The organism is Rhizobium sp. 11_C7_N12_5 (genome assembly GCF_051811145.1).
GTDB classification, from domain to species: Bacteria; Pseudomonadota; Alphaproteobacteria; order Rhizobiales; family Rhizobiaceae; genus Rhizobium; species Rhizobium lusitanum.
Genome location: NZ_JBPWPY010000002.1, coordinates 1,741,038 through 1,759,630, shown reverse-complemented (window position 1 = coordinate 1,759,630; position 18,593 = coordinate 1,741,038). Strand labels below are relative to the sequence as shown.

Annotated in this window: 18 protein-coding genes and 1 pseudogene; 3 read left to right on the top strand and 16 right to left on the bottom strand. The window is 56.8% G+C overall.

The window, feature by feature from the left end:
* Positions 1 to 839: 839 nt before the first annotated feature.
* Entirely contained in the window at positions 840 to 1,055 is a 216-nt protein-coding gene (locus tag AB8B29_RS27325) for a hypothetical protein (RefSeq protein ID WP_081938682.1), read from the bottom strand.
* Between the two features lie 101 nt (positions 1,056 to 1,156).
* Here AB8B29_RS27325 and AB8B29_RS27320 point away from each other — a divergent pair.
* Positions 1,157 to 1,264, top strand: a pseudogene (locus tag AB8B29_RS27320) (YkgJ family cysteine cluster protein); the annotation flags it as partial.
* A gap of 250 nt (positions 1,265 to 1,514) precedes the next feature.
* On the opposite strand, the gene AB8B29_RS27315 reads toward AB8B29_RS27320, so the two are convergent.
* From AB8B29_RS27315 to AB8B29_RS27265, 11 genes are all read right to left on the bottom strand, one after another.
* Positions 1,515 to 1,670 (bottom strand): helix-turn-helix domain-containing protein, encoded by a 156-nt coding sequence (locus AB8B29_RS27315; RefSeq protein ID WP_081938671.1) that lies wholly within the window; start codon positions 1,668 to 1,670, stop codon positions 1,515 to 1,517.
* 100 nt (positions 1,671 to 1,770) lie between these two features.
* The gene (gene rpsU, locus AB8B29_RS27310) at positions 1,771 to 2,016 is read right to left on the bottom strand and encodes a 30S ribosomal protein S21 (protein WP_037191410.1); all 246 of its coding nucleotides are present in this window, start codon (positions 2,014 to 2,016) and stop codon (positions 1,771 to 1,773) included.
* Positions 2,017 to 2,159: 143 nt separating this feature from the next.
* Complete coding sequence (locus tag AB8B29_RS27305) at positions 2,160 to 3,452, bottom strand: cation:proton antiporter (protein WP_051963235.1); 1,293 nt, start codon at positions 3,450 to 3,452, stop codon at positions 2,160 to 2,162.
* A gap of 1,205 nt (positions 3,453 to 4,657) precedes the next feature.
* Positions 4,658 to 5,812: an NAD(P)/FAD-dependent oxidoreductase gene (locus tag AB8B29_RS27300; protein ID WP_312865306.1), complete on the bottom strand. Its 1,155-nt coding sequence runs from the start codon at positions 5,810 to 5,812 to the stop codon at positions 4,658 to 4,660.
* Between the two features lie 293 nt (positions 5,813 to 6,105).
* Positions 6,106 to 6,987, bottom strand: a complete 882-nt coding sequence (locus AB8B29_RS27295; protein WP_037191406.1) for a hypothetical protein — start codon at positions 6,985 to 6,987, stop codon at positions 6,106 to 6,108.
* A 158-nt stretch (positions 6,988 to 7,145) separates the two neighbouring features.
* Positions 7,146 to 7,748, bottom strand: coding sequence for a general stress protein (locus tag AB8B29_RS27290; protein WP_037191403.1), 603 nt, complete (start codon positions 7,746 to 7,748; stop codon positions 7,146 to 7,148).
* A 40-nt stretch (positions 7,749 to 7,788) separates the two neighbouring features.
* On the bottom strand, positions 7,789 to 8,106 hold the full coding sequence (locus tag AB8B29_RS27285) for a PepSY domain-containing protein (RefSeq protein WP_037191400.1): 318 nt from the start codon (positions 8,104 to 8,106) through the stop codon (positions 7,789 to 7,791).
* A 522-nt stretch (positions 8,107 to 8,628) separates the two neighbouring features.
* Positions 8,629 to 9,075, bottom strand: a complete 447-nt coding sequence (locus AB8B29_RS27280) for a PRC-barrel domain-containing protein (protein ID WP_037191397.1) — start codon at positions 9,073 to 9,075, stop codon at positions 8,629 to 8,631.
* A gap of 278 nt (positions 9,076 to 9,353) precedes the next feature.
* On the bottom strand, positions 9,354 to 9,803 hold the full coding sequence (locus AB8B29_RS27275) for a response regulator (protein WP_376774283.1): 450 nt from the start codon (positions 9,801 to 9,803) through the stop codon (positions 9,354 to 9,356).
* Positions 9,804 to 10,020: 217 nt separating this feature from the next.
* Positions 10,021 to 12,057: a transketolase gene (tkt, locus tag AB8B29_RS27270; protein WP_047639739.1), complete on the bottom strand. Its 2,037-nt coding sequence runs from the start codon at positions 12,055 to 12,057 to the stop codon at positions 10,021 to 10,023.
* A 344-nt stretch (positions 12,058 to 12,401) separates the two neighbouring features.
* Positions 12,402 to 12,599, bottom strand: a complete 198-nt coding sequence (locus AB8B29_RS27265; RefSeq protein ID WP_037191388.1) for a hypothetical protein — start codon at positions 12,597 to 12,599, stop codon at positions 12,402 to 12,404.
* Between the two features lie 311 nt (positions 12,600 to 12,910).
* Between AB8B29_RS27265 and AB8B29_RS27260 the strand changes: the two genes are divergently transcribed.
* Positions 12,911 to 14,368 carry a PAS domain S-box protein gene (locus AB8B29_RS27260; protein WP_037191386.1) on the top strand — a complete coding sequence of 486 codons (1,458 nt, stop codon included), beginning with the start codon at positions 12,911 to 12,913 and terminating at the stop codon, positions 14,366 to 14,368.
* A 747-nt stretch (positions 14,369 to 15,115) separates the two neighbouring features.
* Here AB8B29_RS27260 and AB8B29_RS27255 read toward each other — a convergent pair.
* Together AB8B29_RS27255 and AB8B29_RS27250 are read right to left on the bottom strand one after the other, a co-directional pair.
* Positions 15,116 to 15,301, bottom strand: a complete 186-nt coding sequence (locus AB8B29_RS27255) for a DUF3008 family protein (protein ID WP_037191382.1) — start codon at positions 15,299 to 15,301, stop codon at positions 15,116 to 15,118.
* A 133-nt stretch (positions 15,302 to 15,434) separates the two neighbouring features.
* Positions 15,435 to 16,568 (bottom strand): NRAMP family divalent metal transporter, encoded by a 1,134-nt coding sequence (locus AB8B29_RS27250; protein ID WP_312865303.1) that lies wholly within the window; start codon positions 16,566 to 16,568, stop codon positions 15,435 to 15,437.
* 40 nt (positions 16,569 to 16,608) lie between these two features.
* On the opposite strand from AB8B29_RS27250, the gene AB8B29_RS27245 reads away from it, so the two are divergent.
* Positions 16,609 to 17,235, top strand: a complete 627-nt coding sequence (locus tag AB8B29_RS27245) for a hypothetical protein (RefSeq protein ID WP_312865304.1) — start codon at positions 16,609 to 16,611, stop codon at positions 17,233 to 17,235.
* Here AB8B29_RS27245 and AB8B29_RS27240 read toward each other — a convergent pair.
* Together AB8B29_RS27240 and AB8B29_RS27235 are read right to left on the bottom strand one after the other, a co-directional pair.
* Entirely contained in the window at positions 17,197 to 17,424 is a 228-nt protein-coding gene (locus AB8B29_RS27240) for a hypothetical protein (RefSeq protein WP_037191374.1), read from the bottom strand. The genes AB8B29_RS27245 and AB8B29_RS27240 overlap by 39 nt on opposite strands.
* Entirely contained in the window at positions 17,421 to 18,593 is a 1,173-nt protein-coding gene (locus AB8B29_RS27235) for a DNA topoisomerase IB (RefSeq protein ID WP_081938670.1), read from the bottom strand. Before AB8B29_RS27235 ends, AB8B29_RS27240 begins: the two co-directional genes overlap by 4 nt.

Sequence of the window (18,593 nt, the reverse complement as noted above, 5' to 3'; positions counted from 1 at the left end):
CGATCCCAACGAGGATCAGGCAAACAACAGGGTTTCAAATCGGATTGGTGCAAACGCGCGCTAAGAAGCTTTCCTGCGCTATCATCGAAAGACAGGCCCGGAGATTGCCGACCCCATACCGAGGCAGGCCGGCAGGATGTGGCGTCCGGCTGCTATCGTACGCATGTCGGCTCACTTCGGAGTTCGCGTATCGCAGAAGCGAGACTATCTACCGGGAGCAGAAGTGCGCAGTCGTGTCGCGATAGAGCCTACGAGGGATACAGAAAACTCTGTTGCTCTGGAGGAAACAGTGGCAGCCCATGGGGCAAGAAGTATGCCCGGACAATCTCAGATACTGCAAAATAGAGCGAAGGGCAGATCACATCGAAGGTAGAATAAGCAGCGCTGTAGCGTTTACAGGCTTGCATCGACCGCTGGACCCGTTTGGTTCCAGCGGTGTGGCTGGACCAAATACAATCACGCGGAACGCGCGACGATCCAGCAGATAGCTCTATCCTGCCCAATTCCCGATGACCTTTTCCCGTGTGGAGATGCGGAATGTTTGCGGCAAGCGCAATCGCCGCCAAAATGCCGACGATCACGAGAAATCTTTGAGCCAAGGATATCTGAAGATTCTGCATACAGAGGTTTTAGGTCGGCCCATCACTCGCCTCAATTCGCCAAACCGGAGCGGGTCATCGTCAAAAAGGCGTAGCGCCAATTCGAGTACCTCCTCGGTTCAAGATGATGGTAGGGCAATGTAAACTTGACGCTGTGAAAACAAGATCTGGGAGTGAGATCTTGGTTCATGCGGCGTGAGGGCGCCTCTGACATCTGGAGAGAGCGCCATTGGACGATCTCTAGCGATGAGGCATATCTTTCGTCAGCTCATCAAAAGAAGGTGCTCGACGTTTTGCCTTCATGAGCAAATCGAGCTCAATCGCCGAGGGGCCAAACCGAAGGAAGAGGTCTTCGGCGGTGCCACCGTCCAGGCGGTACTTTTTCTGAAATTCCGCCAGTGAATAAGGAGCACCCCTTACGGGGCGTCGTCGTTGAAAAGTCCGTTGTGAATCCATGCCCGACTTCTCCTCGCTGTTTCGACGAAGCAAATCGATAGCGTGGCTGAAAGTTCCACTACGGCCAAAATATTGCAGAAAGGCACGTGAAAATAGATCAAGGAGGAATGCGGTGTCGCGGCGCGCGCTGTTTAGCTTTGACCGGTCACATTGGTTCGAACACATCATGCTTGGTTTATGATCTTCGGCCAGATGTTTGTCGTGCCTAAGCAAGTCGAAAGCAGCAGAGCTTTGCCGGTGGCTCGGATAGTATAAGTGAAACCCGGCGAACGGCTGACACCAGTCCTCTGGAGCGGTTCAGCGATTCATGGAATCGCCAAACCGCTCTATCTGTTATTTTTACGCAATTCCAGACGGAAAACCGCTGCGCACTTTTCCTGGAATTGCTCCAGCACGCGGCACAGTGATTTGTCGGCGGTGGTGCGCTGCTTTCCAAAACAAGGGCGATGCCATACCCTTTCAGCTGCGCATCGAAGTGACGGCTGCGAGCCTCTCCGACACGTCGCCCAGTGCCCGGCGCAATGTCTCAATCAACCGACGTATAGCCTGGCTGAGGGCCGATTGGGATATGCCGAGCCTGATGGCCGCCCGAGTGAAGCTTAAAATCGCTTGCACGGGATCTCAACGGGGTCATCGTGCAGAGCCGGTTCACACTTTTGGCTCCGCGGAAGCAGGTTTCCGCCAGGCTGCGCTTTCGGCGGAGAGTAGGTTATATCTATTTGGAGCGGGGAGCCGGCTTGGGCTTTTTAGCTGTGCTTATGCCTAGCTCGCGGTTCAGTTTCTTTTGTGCGAGCTTGCGCGCACGCCGTATTCCCTCAGCCGTTTCGCGGGCGCGCTTTTGGGAAGGCTTTTCATAATACTCGCGCAGCCGCATTTCCCGGAAAACACCCTCCTGCTGCAATTTCTTCTTCAGAAAGCGTAGCGCCTGATCGACGTTGTTGTCTCTAACAAGGACTTGCAAGCTTTTCTCCTGATATAACCGTGCTCATTGTTCGGGGAGAGTCCTTACGCCCAGAGCAGAGGGCTTGGCAATACTGCTTTGGGGGCAGCCATCAAGATGGAGGCATACGTGAATCAGTCGTTGATTGAGCGAACATTTTCGCTCTAGGCGTCTGCCTGGTTTTCGGTCTGTTGGCTGTCCATCGTGGTTGGGCGCAAGCTGTCAGTACCTCGTTCACGATCGATCCACCGCATTACCGGCGTGACTGCCACGCCGTGGACGATCGCCGAAAAAAGGATGATTAGAAAAACCGTTGCCCAGATGACCTCGATCCCGTTGAACGAAGCTCTTCCGGAGGCGTAAGCCAAATAGTAAATCGACCCTAATCCTCTGATCCCGAAAATAGAAACGATGAGCTTCTCGGCACGCGGCTGTTGGCTGCCGATCAGGCTGATCCAGCCAGCCGCCGGTCTGACTATCGCAAGCGTCAGCACGGCCACAGTGACGACACGCCAGTCGACATGCGATATCAGCGATCCCTCCGCAAGCGCGGAGCCGAAGCCGACAAGTACGACCATCATCAGGAGTCGCTCGATCTGCTCGCCAAAATCATGGAGCTCTCCATGAAAGCTGCTCTGCCTTTCGACACTGCGCAGCGTCAGTGCTGTCACAAACACAGCGACAAAACCGTAACCATGGATCAGTTCGGTCGCGCCGTATGAAAGGCATGTGAAACCCAGTGCAGCAAGTCCGTCGCCGGTTTTAGCTATGCGACTGGACCTCGGAACCTTAAATGTCAGATATCCGAGTATGCGGCCGGTAACCCACCCCAAAGCGATACCTGCCGTCAGTCTCCAGACGACATCGAAGGCGAACCAATGAGTGATCCATCCATGATCATTGCTTCCTTGTGAGGTCACGGCGATAGCGGCCATGACGAAGGGGAAGCTGAGTCCGTCGTTGAGGCCGGCTTCCGAGGTCAGCGCGAATCTGATGTCGTCTTCTTCGCCGGTCTGCGGTGGTCCGACCTGGATATCACCCGCCAGTACGGGATCGGTAGGTGCGAGTGCCGCACCGAGCAGGAGCGCGGAGGCGGCCCCCAGCCCGAGAACACCCCAGCCGAGGAGGGCAATCATCCCGATCGAGATGGGCATGGCAATCCCGAGCAATCGCCAGGTCATCGCCCATCGCCGCCATCCCAGCGGCCGGTCAATCTTCAAGCCAGCGCCCATCAATGCCACGATCACGACGAATTCTGTTAGATGTTCCGTGAGTTCGCGACTGTCGAGCGGGTTTATCCGTGGAAGTGGGGCGAGTGGCGTCCACGTCAGAAGCATGCCGATCACCACACAGCAGATCGGCAGCGATAAGGGCATATGACGCAGAGCCAGCGGTAGCCACGCAGTCAGCAGCACGATCGCTCCAAAGATGAACAACGTGACCATATATGTGTTCATCCAGGCTACGTCTCCCGCACCTATTTGATAGCCAACCCTGCCGGTGCCCGCTGCGACGGCTCAGTAAAGCGCTCCCGCGTTGCAGGATTCTCCTCGCGGGCGACATGATTGGTGGCGAGGCTTGTAGTGATGAACGTTGTCGCTCCTGCATCGTTCCGACCGATAAGTCTGTTTCCGATGCGCGAACTCGCAAGGCAATAGAGGACCAGCGCGTTCCCCACGCTCAGACGCCGTCTTTTCCTGCTCTTTGATATCGGTCTGACGATAGGACTATGGGCGAATATTTCCTTGTACTCGGAGCGCGGATTCGGTCGCTCGAATTTCACATCCCAGGTGGAACTTTTATTGCAGCTAAGGACTTTCGCTCTGGAGGAGTGTTGCAATGAGCAAAAATACCGACAACCCCCGCCCCGGCCTGAGAACGACGCCGGTTGATCGGCCGGCGTGGTCTCCTTGGATCGCCATTCTTGCGGCTGTTCTGGTCGCGGCTCTGGCCTGGAGCTTTTGGTCTATCATGGGTCGATCGGACTCTCGCGTTCCGCCTGCCCAGACGACGATCCAGCCATCAGCGGCTAATTCAACTCCACCGGCAACAACACCAACTCAGTAAAGGCGATAGGGCGAAGCTCCGACGGTAAAGCATTCCATCCTGCGTTCAGCGGCGAAAGTCTGCGACTGAAGTCGTCCTAAATACCCAGAACATGCTGGGGAGCCGCTGACCCAACTCAAACTATAGAATGGAAGCAACGCCGCAACATCTGGGGCGCTCTCGGGTTGCTACTTCCAATGCTGTATCCCGGTGTTTTGCACTTGCTCCAACTTCGCACCGGAGACCGAGGAGAATGCATGTTCTGCGGCTTCCAATTGGAAATGATCGACGTCGGACCTCGGGAGCTTCGCGTCCGCCATGCGGGCTCCGGCCCGCCACTTCTTCTGCTGTACGGTCATCCCGCACCCATATGACATGGGGGCGGGTCGCAGATCTGGCATAGTTCCCAACGAGGCCATCACTTGCATCTGATCGCCCTGCACAAATGATGGTGTGTCAACGCGCCTAAAAATACTTCGCCGAAATCAATATCGAAATTCAGTCGGATAATGAACCAAAGCCTGATGAAAGCGTCGTCGTCCAAGGCCCCACCGCTCAATGCCGGCGTTCCGGAGGTTTGTCCTTCTCTCTGTGGTAGCTCTCAGTCACAGTGAGACTAATGGATGGGGAACAGATCCCAATCGGCGTCACGATGCCCCAGGATTTCGGAAGAGATGAGATCCGCCGCAATCTTGCTGAACGTTATGCCGTTGCCACCGAAACCCATCGTCACGAAAACGTTCTTCATCCCCGGGAGGTTGCCAATCATTGGTAACCCGTTTGGCGTTACGCCGAACGCGGCCGACCATGTAAAGTCGGGCCTGCCGATCGATATGCCGGTCAGATCGCCCAGCTTCTCAACAAGAATTTTTGCCTTCTTCGTGACTTTTGACGAATCCTTATAGGCGCCGTCGCCATCTTCGTCTTCGCCGCCGACTATGACCCGACCATCCGGCGTTGTGCGGAAATAGAGATACGGATCCGAGCCCTCCCAGATGAGATAACGATCAAGCCATTCCGGTCGCTTCAGCCGCGGCCGGCTGGCAAGTGCCCAGGTCGAGATCAGCTTCTGGCTCTTGTTCGCAATCGATTCCAGAAATTCGTAACCCGTGCAGAACACGACATGCTTTGCCGTGATCATTTTTCCTTCGGACGTCGAGACGACGACCTCCTCATCGGTATTACGCACGTCCTTGATTTCGATGCCTGCAGCGATTTCGATACCATGGACCTTCGCGTTTCGAAGTAATGCTGCGGTAAGCTGTGCCGGATCGGCTGACGCTGAAATAGCGCTGTTGATCGCTGCGTGCCGATGAAGTCCATATCGTTCTCGAAGAGTAAAGGAATCGAGTAGTTCCGCTTTGATCCCAGCCTTCGCTCTGGCATCGACCTCCATCTGAAGTGCTCGGGCGCCATACTCCTCACCCGACAGGAAGAGTGTGTGCTTCCGCTCAAAGGCACATTTCAATTCGAGGTCCCGGACAAGGCTGATGAGTTCCTCAACCGCACGCGCCGAGCGCTGCCAGACACGCTGTGCCTTCTTCTCGCCAACCATCTTCGCCAGCACATGCAGGGGTACATCGATCTCATGTTGTATCATCGCCGTGCTGGCTATGGTGCTGCCACGTACAGGCTGTCTGCGATCGACGACAAGGATTCTCAATGCCTTTCCCGCCAGCGCATGCGCCATGAGCGCACCGCTGATGCCCGCTCCAACGATGATGACATCGAACGATGTGGACGATGGCCTCTTCCTCGACACCACCGAAATTCTCGGAGAAGCTGCCCACAGAGGTTGGTCGTGGCGCAGGTGCTGCTTATGGGTAAGGGGCACGGGATTGTCCAATGGAGAGGCCTAAACGAGAGGATGCGATGCAATCTGCCATCGCCTGGCGGTCGATCAACGGTGGTAATCTACCATCGTTCGATCTCGGATCTAATGAGCTCGACGGCGATCAACCGTTGCGGCCGGGGATCGTCCTTCGAGAACCATGACATCCAGCGAAAAGTTCGAGCCGAAGTCGCTCGGGCGTAGGGTCGCCTGCCTTACAGGCGACCCCACTTTCAAAGTGCTTTCATATCATCGCGTTCGCGACCGCCGATGACTGCAGCGACGGCGGCAATGAATGCACCGATCAGCAGCGACAATGTCCCGAAAAGGGCGAGCTTGGTACCAGCCTTGCGAGCACCCTCTGCAGCCTGCTGAGCCTTTGCCTTGGCGTCGGCAACATTCTTCAGAATCGTGTCGACCCGCGTTTTAGCGTCGGCGTCGGACAGCCCGGTCTTCGCAGCGACAAGCTGTGTCAGATACGTCTGGTCATCCGGGGAAATGCTGCCGGAAACCGCGCCATTGGCGAGGATTGTGGCGACCTGCGCCGCTGAGGTGTCGGTGACGTTTGCATTTGCCGGAAGCTTCCGCGGGTCGGCCGGCCGCAGCAGGCTGTCGACGAAGTAGGAGCTGCCTCCCACGCTGTCGCCGGCTTTGGAAACCGCCACGGTGGCCGCGCCAGATGTCACGGTGGAAGCGGCCTGGACCCCGGCGCCGACGATCGATGAAAGGGCTGAACCGAGGACGCCAACGACGACCAGCGTCGCCAATGCCCAGGTGAGTAGTCCGTGGGCGGTGTCCCGGAAATAGACCTCGTCCGTATGGACCGATACCCATTTCGTGCGAAGGCGGCCGGTTAGGTAGCCGCCAATACCAGCCGAAAGCCACTGGACGATGATGAGCCAGATAGCCGCTGAGATTGAAACGGTGGCGACCGCAGCGCTTTGCGAGGACCATGGCGACACCATAGTCAGGCCTAGTCCGGATCCTAGCAGTGTCAGGATCAGTGTCACACCGACAGCGGCGAGTGCTCCTGCGATGATCGGGGCCCAATTCACGCCGGAGGCGGAGGATTCAGGTGCAACAGTGCGCGCAGCATTTGCGTCGATTGTCGTCATGATGCGCTCCTATCGTACAAAGAGCATGATGAGGATGATAATCGGGATCGGAATGCCCAGGAACCAGAGAAGAATGCCGCGACCCATAAGAGCCTCCTGTGTTTAAGATAGATCGGTGAGAAAGGAGAGCCCTGACCTTGAGGCCAGAGCTCATTTCATCAGACGCCTGGCTGGCGATAGCGGGCCCGCTCTTCCTCGATGGCCGCCGGTTCGTACGGATCAAGGCTTTCGTCGAACTTGGTCCAGCCTTGCTTGGTATAGGCGTTGCGACGCTCAACCGGATCGACCCAGTTCGACCGCTTGAGAATTGTCTGCGCATTGAGCGCGACTGCGTCCTCGACCTTCGCGGTGACGAGCGTCCCGCCGCGACGGACACCTTCGGCATAGACATGCGCGTCAGCTTCCGGAACGCCGGAATCAGTCAGGGCACCGATCAGGCCACCTGCAGCACCGCCGGCGACTGCGCCAGCGACGGCACCAACCGCGGTCGCCGCAAGCCAGCCGGCCGCGACAACGGGGCCCACGCCCGGAATTGCGATCATGCCCAGGCCCGTCAACAGACCGCCCGCGCCACCAACGACAGCGCCAAGCCCCGCACCCGTACCGGCGCCATTGGCAGCACCCGAATGATCCTTGTCATGATCGTGAGCATTGTTCGAGACGATGCTTATCTGTTCTGAAGGCACACCAGATCTCTCAAGCGCCTCGACTGCGGTTTCGGCATCCTTGTAGTCGTCGAAAAGTCCGGAAACTGTTTTCATTTTAGTTCTCCTGAAATCGATAGATTCGGATGTGCGGCAATCACATCGCGACGATGTTGCCCTGGTAGTCGAGAGTGACCGACACGGACTTGCCGTCTTTGGTTGCTGTTGACTGCCACAGACCCTTGTCATCCAGTTTGAGCGCCGTGACGCCGCTATACCCCGCCTTCTCTATGCGTTCCTTGGCCTGTGCCTCAGTGAAGCTATTGTGGCCTGCGACGGGCGCCGTCGGGTTCTTGGTGTTGGGGGTAGCGACGGCCGGGGTATTGGCATCCGTCGACGGGGTCGCGGATGTCTGGGCGACAGCCGTCAGCGCTGACGCTCCAAGGAGCGCCGCGGCGAAAATCATCGTTTTCATTGTGTTTCCTCACATTGCCGGATCTTCTTCACGAGACCCGTAAGTCTACAACCATGTGCGCAGCAATTGGTTCCGGCCGGACTAGACGATTGGGTGAGGGGTTGCCTTTTATTGATGCCCGACTGCAAGCCGTGCCGGCGACGACTAAGTTTAGAACTACCTTGCGGTTCACGGGTTTTGCTGGCGAGACCACAGGCCAACCGACATGAAAGAAGGGTATGGTGAGCATGGCGGTTTTTCGGTTTTCCCACCATGGTTAGCGAAACAGCACGCGGGCGTACTGCCTTTCCGTCCGCGATTTCCCCATCACCGCAAGGATGCTTTCAAGGCCTCCATCAGGGCCCTGGAAATTTATGCGGGGAGGGCGTCCGCCATCGATCTACCGTTCTCCATGTCATGCGCGCGTGGAATAGCCGCATAGGAAAAGAGGCGGTGATGCGGAGCCAACGTTTTTGGAGCGCCGGCTCTTTTTCAGTGCAACAGGTCAGAAGGAAGAGGGCCAGCGCGAAGCTGGCCCCAGCATTATTTCCTCAATTTGGAATAGTCGAGCTTCGGGGCCATCGAGAGATCCTGTTTCGAGGTGTCAACGTAAGCCTTCCAGGTTCCGTTGTCCGGCGCCAGCGCGATCGACGATGGATCGAGAACCACGTAGGTTTCACCGATGCCGAGGAAGCCGCCGACACTTGCAACAACGCCAATCACCGACTTGCCCCCACCGATGACTACGTCGGATATTTTACCAATGGTTTCGTTCTGCTTGTTGTATATGCCGATGCCGACCAATTTCGACGTGACCAGATCATCGTCCTGGATGTTGACGTATTTTAAGGGGCCGCTCGCCGTCTTGCCCATTGTGATGCCGGGGCCAGCCATGGCGGCGTCTGCGCCGGTTGCAGCAGTCGTCTGAGCGAAGGCTGCGCCACTCATAAGTGTGAGCGCCAAGCCGGCAAGGATCGAACGAATTTTCATGAGATACTCCTGTAAAGTACGGCAGACGAAGGTGCATGCCATTACCGGGAGTTAACCCTTGCGAGCGAAAAACGTTCCCTAGTTCATTGATTTATATTGTTTTTCCTCTTTGTACGACGGCAGCCGTCGGTTGGGCTTTTATTCCGTGTGCGATCAAAGGGATGGAGTCTTATGGATAACTGGGGCATACAATCCTGAGGAGCATCTATCCTTCCGACCTTATAGGCAAGCAACAAAAGCTCAGCACAAACGTGGATGATGATCAGTGTCGACCTCGCTCAGGCCGCCACCATTTCGCGTATTGCGCTGATAATTCTCTCGGGGTTGTAGGGCTTGCTGAAAAACCGCCCATCGATCGGGAGGTTCTCTTCCAGAATGGACCGGTGGCCGGATGTCACGATGATCTTGATGGGCGGCCAGCGATCTCGAACAGCGGCTGCAAGTTTCAGACCGTCCATGCTGCCGGGCATATCGATGTCGGTGAACAGGGCTTGTATTTCAGTATGGTGTTCGAGGACGACAATGGCTTCGTCGGCGTTTGCAGCCTCAAAGACCAGAAACCCGCCATCCTCCAGAGCGCTTACAATGTCTATCCTCGTTAGTGGTTCGTCCTCGACCACGAGAACGGCAATACGGGCATGGGTCATTGAAATATCAATTCTCTTGGGCCACCGCTTTTTTGAAAGTGATGACAGCAGGTGTGAATTGGCGCGGTTCAAGGTCAGCATCAGTGGATATGTAACGCGGCTCGCCTCGAAATTGATCCGTGCCTTTCAATGTATATCGAAAGTAAGTACATGGTGACCATAAAAGCGCCTGTTCCGGGCATAAGCGTTCGCAACGCTATGTTTCCGATCAAGCGTTTGAATATCTGGATGTGGTCGTGCACCGCGAGATACTGGCAGCTATCGGGCATTTCGTGAGTGGCACGGGTGATTTCGGCGCTCAAGCCGTTCTCAAGACCGTTCGAGCGGCGCGGACCACGGCGTCGGTCGTGATATCGAACTTCTTGTAGACGTCGTCGATCTTGCCCGATGCGCCGAACTCGTGCATGCCGACAAAACGGCCGTCGAGTCCCAGATAGCGATCCCAGGAATCCTGCACGGCTGCTTCAACGGCAACACGTGCCCGGGTTTCGCCGAGAACCTTGCGTTTGTAATCATCATCCTGCTCTTCGAATATCAGGCGGCAGGGCATGGAAACGACCGCAGTCGGAATCCCTTCGCCCTGTAAGACGGCTCGCGCTTGCGTCGCAAGATGCAGTTCGGACCCGGTTGCCATGATCGTGAGGCGTCGCTCTCCGCCTTCGGCGTCGAGCAGAACATAGCCGCCCCTAGCCGAGAGATTTTCGCCACCGGCATCACGCCGAAGAAAAGGCATCGGCTGCCGGGATAACGCGATCAGCGCCGCGCGTCTGGGTGCGTCGAGGATCGCTTCCCAGCATTCGGCAGTCTCGATAGGATCGCCCGGTCGATAGACGGCAAGCCGGGGAATGGCGCGCAGCGCACTCAGATGTTCGATCGGCTGGTGTGTTGGACCATCTTCGCCAAGACCTATGGAATCGTGCGTCATCACGAAGATGGTGCGAATTTCCATCATAGCGGCAAGGCGAATGGACGGTCGGCAATAGTCGGAAAACGTCAGGAACGTTCCGCCGTAGGGAATGAGGCCGCCATGTAACGCAATGCCATTCATTGCGGCTGCCATGCCATGTTCGCGGACGCCATAGTGAACATAGGAGCCGGCATAGTGACCGGGTGTGATTTCGACCTGATTTTTCGCCTTTGTATTGTTGGACGGCGTCAGATCCGCCGAACCACCGAGCATTTCGGGAATGGCATCGAACAGATGATTGAGCACGATGCCGCTTGCCTGCCGCGTCGCCAAATCCTTCTCGCTGGCAAGCAGCTCGACCTTGGCCGATGCGATTGCCTGACGCCAGTGGGAAGGGAGTTCTCCTTTCATGCGCCGTTCGAAATTTTCCCGAAGCGATTCCGGCATCTCCTTCACACGATCGGCCCAGGCCATCCGTGCCTGTCGGCCCCTCGCGCCGATCTGGCGCCAGCTGTCGAGCAGCGGTTGCGGGATTTCAAATGGAGGGGCGGACCAAGCGAGGATCCGGCGGGCGCCGGCGATTTCCTCTTCTCCCGGTGCGTCGCTATGCGCCTTTTGCGTGCCGGCCTTTGTCGGAAAACCAAAGCCGATGATGGTTCGGCAAGAAATCATCGATGGCCTGTCGGTAATTTTCCGGGCCTCGATGATGGCGCTGCGAATAGCGTCTGTGTCGTGTCCGTCGATTTCCTGCACGTGCCAGTTCGAGGCACGGAAACGGTCGGCTTGATTGTCGGATTCGGCAAGGCTGGTGGCGCCGTCGATGGATATGGAATTGTTGTCGAAAAAGGCGATCAGTCTTCCGAGCTTCAGATGGCCAGCGAGAGAAATCGCTTCGTGGCTGACGCCTTCCATCGTGCATCCGTCACCGAGGAAAACATAGGTGAAATGATCGACGAGATCGTCGCCAAAGGCGGAATTCATGATCCGTTCGGCCAAAGCAAAGCCAACCGAATTCGCCAGCCCCTGTCCCAAAGGCCCCGTGGTCGTCTCGATCCCGGGTGCGTGGTGATATTCCGGATGTCCGGGCGTCCTGCTATCGATTTGACGGAACCGTTGGATCTCTTCGATCGTCATGTCCTTGTAACCCGTCAGGTACAAAAGACTGTAGAGCAGCATCGAGCCGTGGCCATTCGAGATCACGAAACGATCGCGGTCGAACCAATATGGATCGTCGGCATCGAACTTCATGAAGTCTGAAAACAGCACGGCTGCGATGTCCGCCATGCCCATCGGCATTCCCGGATGGCCGCTTTTTGCCTTTTCGACAGCGTCCATGGACAGAAAACGGATGCAATTGGCGAGCTCGCGCAGATGCTGATCTTTGGGAGCCGGTACGGCCTTGTCGGCCGCTTGAGATTGGTTTTGCATTTATTCCTCCAAGGACTTGTTGCCGTGTCATCTGACGCGCAGATGGTGGTCCTGCGTAAACTGGGAACTGTTTTGGCTGGCGCCACGCCTGATTTCAGCAAGGAACCCAGAACGCCACTGGATGGCTTTGGGTTCCTGTTTCGTGCCTCGCCGGCTTTGGCGGCGCGAGCGCCTAGGCATCCTTACCCGCTTGCCTATGCCCCGGACGCCGCGGTCCTTGCCAAAAGGACGGAAATATCGCTGTTTGTGGGGTCTCAAGCATCCTTGTGGGCATCCCATTCCGGCAGGTAAGTCGCCTTCAACCAATGGCGGAGATCTTCCCCATACGGCCGTCGCCGCTCCTGCTAAATTTGATAGGCGCGCTGTCTGAGGTAATTCTCTTTCTGCGCCGCCATGTCGATCCTTGCCTCAGCAGGGAGAGAATAGCGCGTCACGCGTTCATTCAAGGATGCCGCACCTGATCGTGATCGCCAAGTCGTCCAAATTCTGAAAACCCGGCAGAGAACAGTCATGCTTTCGATATCGGTATCGGCGCGTCCCATAAGATCTCCGGCACCGTCTCGGTCGGGGTTAACCTGGGGTCGAATTTCTCACTGACCGGATCGCCGGCGTCGCATCGCGCACCCATAAAATGGACCTATGCGACGAAAAAAGACAATTTCTACTAATCGTTATAGTATTTTTCGATCTACAATCCCTACTCCTGCCGCCTTAATAGTTCCATCTACGAGGCCGCCCGAGTGTACTTTAATTGCGGGTGAAGAAGACCTGTCTTCGGCTTTATTACTGCGGCCATACTATCTGCGCATGAGGTCGCGGTTTTCAAGCATTGCCGGGAAACGGAGTGTACGCGATGAGCCATCTGTCGATTGCTGAGAATGATGTGATCACCGAGTCCTCCGAAATTTTTGCTAAAGGTGGATCGCAACCAAATTCGCTTTATCATCCGCTGGCGCTTCAGGATGTTCTCGAGGCATTGCCGGAAGCCGTCTATACGACGGATGCCGTCGGTAGGATCACGTTCTACAACAAAGCAGCAGCTGTGATGTGGGGTGTCAGCCCCGAGCTTGGAGCGAGCGAATTTTTCGGCTCATGGAAGCTCTATCGGCCCGATGGGACACCTCTCCCGCACGACGAATGTCCCATGGCGATCGCGTTGAAAGAGCGCCGCGCCGTCAGAGGGCTGGAAGCGGTTGCCGAGCGGCCGGATGGTACACGTGTGGCTTTCCTTGCACTTCCAACTCCGATCTTCGACGCCGCCGGAAATCTTAGCGGCGCAGTCAATATGCTCGTCGATCTGACCGAACTGACCGTCGCGGAAGAGGCGGCCCAAAGGTTTGCCGCAATCGTTGAATCGTCCGACGACGCGATCCTCGCCAAGGATTTGAACGGCACAATCGTCAACTGGAACCGTGGCGCCGAGCGTCTGTTCGGTTACACGGCGGAGGAAGCAATCGGCCAGCCTGTTCTCATGCTTATTCCTCTGGATCGACAGAACGAGGAGCCAGAGATCCTGGCGCGCATCCGCCGTGGCGAACGCATCGACCACTATGAAACGATCCGGCGCCGGAAGGACGGCAGGCTCGTCGAAATATCATTGTCGGTCTCGCCGATCAAAAATCGCGAAGGCCGCGTAGTCGGTGCGTCCAAGATCGCTCGCGATATAACCGAGCGCCGGCGCGCGGAAGAGCAGCAACATCTGTTGATCAGGGAGATGGACCACCGCGTCAAAAATCTGTTCAGTCTTGCAAGCAGCGTTGTGTCCTTAAGCGCGCGAGCCGCGACGACACCGGGCGAGCTCGCATCCGCTGTTTCGGCCCGATTGAACGCATTGGCGCTTGCGCATGCCTTGACGGTTCCCCGCACGTCTGACGCAGCCAGTCGCAACGAGCAGACAACCATGCTGCACGCCTTGATCCAGACGATTGTGGCGCCCTACGATGTCAGCACCGACAACCGGCGATCGCGGGCCATCATTACTGGCCCCGATGTCACGATTAGCGGCAGCGCGGTCACGAGCTTTGCATTGCTGCTGCATGAATTTGCAACCAACGCCGCGAAATATGGAGCTCTTTCCACCTCGGACGGACGCGTCGATATAACATGCGTCGAGGATGGGGAGCACTTTATGCTGACGTGGACCGAGATCGGCGGGCCGCGAGTCGAGCGGCAATCCGATGGTGATGGATTTGGCAGTATCCTCGCCAAGGCGACGGTCCGCAGCCAGCTCGGCGGCGAGATTTCTCGCGAATGGAGACCCGAGGGTTTGTCGATTCGCCTCACTGTTAGGGCAGACCGTCTCGTTGCGTAATCGCAGTCCCTGTTTCGGTCGCGGATTCAATCGACCGTTCCGCAATATTGCCGCGCCATGCCGACCGAATAATTGCCTTCTTGATCCACTCCTTAAATAACGCAATCGAAATGGTACGCGTGAGGCGGTGTTGCTGCCCGAGGCGGGCTCCCACCAGATGAGCGCTCGCAGGTGAGCCAATGGTGGATTTCAACTTTGGCGCAACACAAGGTCAAGGTTTTGACCCCGACCCGGCATTGTTCTGCGAAGTGCCAGAACTATGTCATGATTTCTTCGCGTGATCGTCAGTCGTGCGGGTGGATTGGGACGAATACTCTTTGCCGTCTCGATAAAAGAGAGCGAAAGCGTCTCGCCCCGCCGAGAGCCGGCAAGAACGGCAATGGTGCCCATACTCTCGTGAAACGAGCCAAAATAGCGCCTCGTCGCTGCGTCATATCGGATACTGATGCGCATCGATATGCCAAATATGATCGCTGTCATGCAGCGCCCGTCAAAGACGGCCTGCCGCCCCACGCTATTGCCTTTGAATTCGCACGTCAGCGCGTGGTCTGAGCCATTGGCACGCTCCAACTTGCCAGTTCCGGTAAACTGTCCGTCAAAAGTGCGAAGAAAGTCCGCATCCTGGCTGAGGGCACCGGGTGCCGACCGTGCCCATGTTGTCGTTGTGATTGCGACCAGAAGTAAGACCGTCGTAAATGCCTTGAGCATTGTGGAACGATGAGGCACCGGTCATTCCTCCACGCATCGTCATTTGGATACGTGTTCCGGTTTACCCTTTATCTTGGTCGATGCGAACTCCTCCAGTTGCCGCTCGCTCATGGATCTCTCCATTTCTTTCGAGACTCCCTTCAATTCGCTTTTCGGAGTCTCGCCACGCTTTGCGGACAGCGCTGCGCCGGCAGCCCTTTGTTGAGCTTTGGATTTCGCGGGCATTTCGATCTCCTTTGAAGATTGCCGCTTTCATGGACGGTAGTTCTATAACTTCGGAAGGCATTGAACGTTCCAAAATGCCAACCGAAAATCCCTTCGAGACGCATGCTGCAACCGCAACAACAGAGCCTCGCATCTACCAGGTTGCGAACAGGCCGATAGCGGCGGCAACCATGATAAACGTTGCCAGCCATCCGACGATCTTCAATCCGATATGCAACCGAAATTCGCCCATTGCCGGACGATGGCTCGAGAGATGCATCATCAACGCCATGACGGGAACTGCGACGACGCCGTTGATCACCGCACTCCAGAAGAGCGCCTTGATTGGATCTATCGGACTGAAATTCAGGCCAATTCCGAGGAACGTTGCGATAGCGATAGCTCCGTAGAAAGCCTTTGCCCTTCCGGCCGTGCGTGAGAGCCCCACGGGCCATCCAAAGGTCTCTCCAAGCGCATAGGCGGATGAGCCGGCGAGCACGGGCAGGGCGAGCAGCCCGGTTCCGATGATGCCGAGAGCAAAGATGAAAAACGCAAAGGGCCCCGCTATCGGCCGGAGCGCCTCGGCTGCCTGCGAAGATGTCTGGATATCGGTGACGCCGTGCGCGTTCAACGTTGCTGCGGTCGTCAAAATTATAAACAGTGCCACCACGTTCGAGATGAGCATACCGATATAAGTATCCCATTGGATACGCTGAAACTCCGGCTTCGCTTGCTCGGGCGCGCGTTTAAGCGGTTTTGCCTGCGGGCGTTCTTTGACCTCCTCAACTTCTTCTTCAGCCTGCCAGAAGAACAGGTAGGGGCTGATTGTCGTCCCGAGCACGGCAACAACCGCCGTGATGTAGGGCCCATCGAAGGTGATGTGCGGCACGACCAGATTATAGCCGACGGTGCCCCATGGAATATGCACCACGAAGGCGACGCCCACATAAGCAAAGAGCGAGAGGGTCAGCCACTTTAAAACTGAAACATACCGCGAATATTGCGAAAACACTTCCAGCAGCACCGACGCAAGGCCGAACAAGGCAACATAGATCAACGCCGGGCCGCCGATCAGCAGCTTGAGTGCCGCCCCCATCGCGCCGAGGTCAGCCCCAATGTTGATGACATTGGCGACCACCAGCAATGATACGACGCTGTATACGACGCCAACGGGGTAGTGTCTCTTCAGATTGCCGGCGATGCCTTGACCTGTGACGCGCCCGATCCGGGCACTGATTTCCTGAATGGCGCACATCAAGGGCCAGCTGAAAAGCATGACCCAGCCCATGCTGTATCCGAATTGAGCGCCGACTTGCGAGTAGGTCGCAATGCCGCTCGGATCATCGTCGGACGCCCCGGTGATCAGCCCGGGACCAAGGATTTTTAACAGATTCGGACGCTTTGACTGTTTGCTCGCCGCCTCAGGCGATGGCTCGGTAGAATTGGCGTCCATCGAAAATGTCTCACCTCTTGATCGTGCGGCGTCGAACAGCGCTCATACGCTAACGATCAAGGCGACCATTGGTTTCAGCCCATGCCAGCCATTTATTGTTTGGGTTGAGGAGTGTCATGCTGACTTGGTGACTATGGCAGTCATCCGCGTGACAGACCTCGTGCCCAGCAAAAGATCGTTCAAATCCAAACTCCCGCTAACGCGGTTTCTGAAAGATATGCTAGGTGATTTGAGCATCGGTTGTGGGTCGTTACCCAGAGTGCCAGGGAAAAGAAACGCGATGATCCGCAAATATCTCACCAGCCATGAGCATCCGTTGCAGTCGGCCGATTTGGATATCTGTCAGCGGGCTTTCGATGCTCTTCTGATCGAGTTGGACATCGCCAAAGACACAGAAGAAGCGGAGCGCGTGGCTGCCGTTATCATCGAGTTGTATCAACAAGGGGTTCATGATGAACACCAGCTACTCGTTCTCGCTGGTGGAGCCCGCGGAAAGATCTGAAGGGGTGTGGGTATAGACAAGTGAATGCGGTGGATTTGCGTCGGTAGTGAGCGGGAAAACTGCCGCGTCAGCGGGCGGGTTCAGCTCGCGATTGGTCGCCTGGCGAATGCGCGCGAGGAGTTCGATCATGTCCTTAGGCTGCGGTTTCTTTGACGGATCGAAATGCTGGTAAAGCTGGATCGTGTTCATGCTGACTGCTCCAACCACCGAAGCACTGCGATTTCATCTTCGTCCAACCATTTCAGCATGTTGCTGGATCTCGTCTTCACCTTCACTTGCGTAATTTCGGCTAGGGCGCCGTTCTCGAAGTCTTCAAATACACGCGGGTGGATGTAGGATGCTCGGCAGACAGCGCGCGTGTTCACCAGTTTCGCCGCAACGGCATCGATGACTTCGTTCACTTGTCTTGCTCGCGCTGCGGCGGTGTCGGCAGGTTGGATAGCCGCCAGCGTGGAGGCCGCCATACGGGTGGCGCCCCAGGTGCGGAATTGCCGCGAGCTGAAGTCGCCGGCCGCCGCGTCACGAATATAAGCATTAACGTCCTGCGAGCGTATCGAATGACGAACGCCATCGTCGTCCACATATTGGAACAGCTGCTGGCCGGGCAACTCCTGCAGCATTCGTATGGCGCGGATGATGCGGCGATCGCTGTAGCTCAGTCGCCATTCCTTGCCGGATTTCCCCTTGAATCGAAACTGGACGCGTGATCCCACCACTTTGACGTGGCGGCTGCGCAAGGTCGTCAAGCCATAGGAGTGGTTTTCCATCGCATAGGCCTCGTTGCCGATGCGGATGAAGAGCTTGTCCATCAGCCAGACGACGGTAGCGAGCGCCTTTGCTAGTCCGGGCTTCCTTCGGCGAAGGTCGATATCGATCCGCTTGCGGATTTTAGGCAATGCTCGGGCGAACTCCGTCAGTTGCGCGAATTTTTCCCGGCCGCGCTCTGCGATCCAATCCGGATGATAGCGATATTGTTTTCGTCCCCTGACATCGCGGCCGACGGCCTGCAGGTGCGATCGCGGATCCGGTGAAATGATCACGTCGATGTATGCGGGAGGAATGGCCAGGGCGGAAAAGCGGTCGAGCTCGACCTTGTCGACGATGCGGTTTCCGCTCTGATCGTAATAGAGAAAGTCTTTTCGGCCCTTCTTGCGGGTAACGCCGCCGTCCAGTGTGGCGAGATAGAAACATCCGGAACCATGGTCACCTTGCGGCGCTGCCGGGTCAACAGCTGCGCGTCCGCGTCCCTCTACGACCTCGGCCGAGGCTGGTCTGGCGACGCTATCGCTGCCGCCGCCATTTAGTCCCGATCCCAAACGCGCTTTGCCCTCAGTCGTGGTCCTCTTGCTCGGGCGCAT